This is a genomic window from Fructobacillus fructosus KCTC 3544 (assembly GCF_001438695.1).
Classification (GTDB): Bacteria; Bacillota; Bacilli; order Lactobacillales; family Lactobacillaceae; genus Fructobacillus; species Fructobacillus fructosus.
In genome coordinates, this window is the sequence record NZ_JQBH01000025.1 from 1 (window position 1) to 2687 (window position 2687).

A 2687-nucleotide genomic window follows, 5' to 3' on the forward strand; every position below is an offset into this window, starting at 1 on the left:
TAGACCAAGCCAAGCTAAATCGAGAGCTTAACAAGCGGGCAAACATTGGACTGGCTGAATTGATTAAGGCAGAGTTTCCTGATGACTTACACGCTTATAGTAACTACCACCAACTAGCCTATAAGTATGTAACGGGGATGACACCCAAGCAACTCAAAAGGGCTAAAGGTGTCAATAGCCCAGAAGATGCGCTAGATAACGACCAAAAGGAACGCTTGGAACGAGTCAAGCAGAATATTGCCCTGTTTATTCTGGACGGCAACGACTACCAAGACATCAAGAAGAAGCTACTGGCTGATATTTAAGAAAGGAGAGCCAGAGACCATGAAAAAGGCACAAAAAAAGACACCCTCCGACAGTTTGGCGACCAAAGAGGATGACTTGAGTAAAACGCCTTTTTAATGGCTATTTGGCTATATTTTAACATGAAAAATACACAAACAGTAAACTTTAACGGTTTCTATTCGCCAGAAGTGGCGAAAGTTGAGGGGCGACAGTACAGCCCTATCGATTATTTACGCAACCACCTTATCTTTTTAAACCGTCTAATCAGAACGCTAGAGCCAGACACCAAGGCCTTTTATATGGTTGACATGCAGATTGCCAACCTGACGGCAGACATTGAGGGGATTGGATAAATGGCAAAAGATAACCAGCTAACCTTATCGATTGAGATTATTGAACATTTTAATTCTTTAACAGACAAGCCAGCTTTTTAAATAGACAAGGAAAAACAGACCTTTACTATTGAAGACGAAAAGGCATTTGATGGCTTAATTATCAAAATAACGGAGTATCTGAAAGGAGAGGCTAACGATGACTAACGTACGACACAAAGACCAACTCACAGCACAAGAAAAGGCTGTATACATGGCACTACCCCAAGGACAAGAGAACGCTATTAAAGTGCCCGTCTTGGCCAAAAAGGTAGGCATACCAGAAAGACGGCTATACACGATCTTAAGTCACTTAGCAGACCGAGGCTATTTGGTGGGTAGCTTGCGCAATCAAAAAGGCGGCGTCTACCGAATTGTTACCAGTGATGAATACTTTTATACGGTCAACATGCTCAAGAACAACGCCAAGAGTTACCAACGACGTGTGGCAGGGCTTGAACAACACAGGGGGCGCTTTGAATGAATGACAATACAGTAAAAGCGATTAAGTCCTACATGGGTCTAGGCGCTTTTGTGTACATGGCACTACCTAATACAAAGTACAACGCTGAAGAAGGCGGCTATAAGAATAGCTTTAATCACTGGGAAGAGTTGGCCGAATGGTTGGCAAAACATCCCCAATATAAGGGCGGTAATGTTGGCATTGACCTAGACCGTTCGCCTCTTGTGGTGGTGGACGTTGACCAACATGGAAAAGACGGCCTGCGCAGTTTAAAGGACTTCTTGAACAGTCGAGGAGTTGACCAGGGCACTATATCAGACACCTACCTAGAAAAGACCGCAGGGGGTGGTTGGCACGTTTTCTATAAGTGTGAAGATAAAGAGACTAAGCAACGACTAATAAGCGCCATGGACGGTATAGACCTATTAAATAGTGGCGGTGTGATTGTTGCCCCGTCTGTAATTGATGGCAACGAGTACAAAGGCACTACTGGACTAAAAACCATACAAGACAAACCGCAGTGGGTGGACGAGCTAGGCCAAGACAAGACCAACAGCAAGGAGCAAAACAGCCGACGACATGCCCGCTATAGTGTGGCGGAGCGCTGGGGGATGATTGCTAACGGCTTTGAAAAGGGGCAACGCAATGACCAGGCCACTAGCCTCATTGGTTGGCTACTGTCTTACCAGCTACACCCACGCAAGGCCTTAGAGATTGCCGAGGTAGCCAATGACCGAAGCCTTGAACCACTTAGCTATCAAGAACTAGAAAAGGTCTATACAAGCGTTTTAAAGCGTGAAATTGCTAAGGCAAAACAAAAGAAGGAGGCGCTTCATGGGTAAAACAGAGCAACTTGAAAAGAACTTTTTAGCTGAACGGACAGATAGGCCTAAGTGGTTGATTTGCAATGAAGACGGCAAGCCTACCGCCGTCAACTATTTAAAACTTGCTGACACGATCCTAAAAGATAACCCCATGGCGGTTGTGCCCTTTGGGGATGATATGAATTATTACCTCTACAACGGTATTAACTGGGAACAGGTCAAACGTAACAGAGCCTTAGAACAGGCAAAACGAGTGGCATTTCATTACCTGAAACAAGAACGGTTTTACAGTGTCCGCAAGATGGAGGACACGGCTAAGACGGTGCTAGTGCAGGCGCAGAAAAGCTGTAACCCCTTTGAAAAACAAAAGACCGACCGGGTGGCCTTTAAGAACGGAACTTATATGCTGAATAATGGCAAAATGGTGGCCAACCAACAAGAAGACTACTTGATCAACGGGCATAATATTGAAGCACGGCCAGGGCAAGCATCCCCAAATATTAACGCATGGGGTGCTTATCTATTCGGCAACTCTTGGCAGTATCTCAAGGAGATTATCGGCTATGCTTTCATCCCAGAGCAACATACCTTTAACACCATCACAATTCTATTAGATGAGACGGGTGGCAGTGGAAAAAGTTATTTTGTGGATAAGATTGTAAAGCCGCTTATCGGGCAGGCCAACATTACAGCCAAAGACATCGACACGCTGACCGGTAGCAATGGCAAGAGCGCCCGCTTTGG

4 protein-coding genes and 1 pseudogene are annotated in these 2687 nt (G+C 45.2%); all 5 read left to right on the forward strand.

What is annotated here, in order from left to right:
• On the forward strand, positions 1 to 305 hold a 305-nt coding region (locus tag IV71_RS08155; protein WP_010017585.1), incomplete at its 5' end, for a hypothetical protein.
• Between the two features lie 120 nt (positions 306 to 425).
• Positions 426 to 638: a hypothetical protein gene (locus IV71_RS07465; RefSeq protein WP_033444965.1), complete on the forward strand. Its 213-nt coding sequence runs from the start codon at positions 426 to 428 to the stop codon at positions 636 to 638.
• A 178-nt stretch (positions 639 to 816) separates the two neighbouring features.
• Positions 817 to 1140, forward strand: coding sequence for a hypothetical protein (locus IV71_RS07470; protein WP_056995073.1), 324 nt, complete (start codon positions 817 to 819; stop codon positions 1138 to 1140).
• Positions 1137 to 1961, forward strand: a complete 825-nt coding sequence (locus tag IV71_RS07475; RefSeq protein WP_010017580.1) for a bifunctional DNA primase/polymerase — start codon at positions 1137 to 1139, stop codon at positions 1959 to 1961. Before IV71_RS07470 ends, IV71_RS07475 begins: the two co-directional genes overlap by 4 nt.
• A pseudogene (locus IV71_RS07480) lies at positions 1954 to 2687 on the forward strand (hypothetical protein); the annotation flags it as partial. The gene IV71_RS07475 and the pseudogene IV71_RS07480, both read left to right, overlap by 8 nt.

What these genes read in the sequence shown, in the direction of transcription:
- IV71_RS07465 (WP_033444965.1), top strand. Translation starts at nt 426, where the DNA reads ATGAAAAATACACAAACAGTAAACTTTAACGGTTTCTATTCGCCAGAA.
- IV71_RS07470 (WP_056995073.1), top strand. Translation starts at nt 817, where the DNA reads ATGACTAACGTACGACACAAAGACCAACTCACAGCACAAGAAAAGGCT.
- IV71_RS07475 (WP_010017580.1), top strand. Translation starts at nt 1,137, where the DNA reads ATGAATGACAATACAGTAAAAGCGATTAAGTCCTACATGGGTCTAGGC.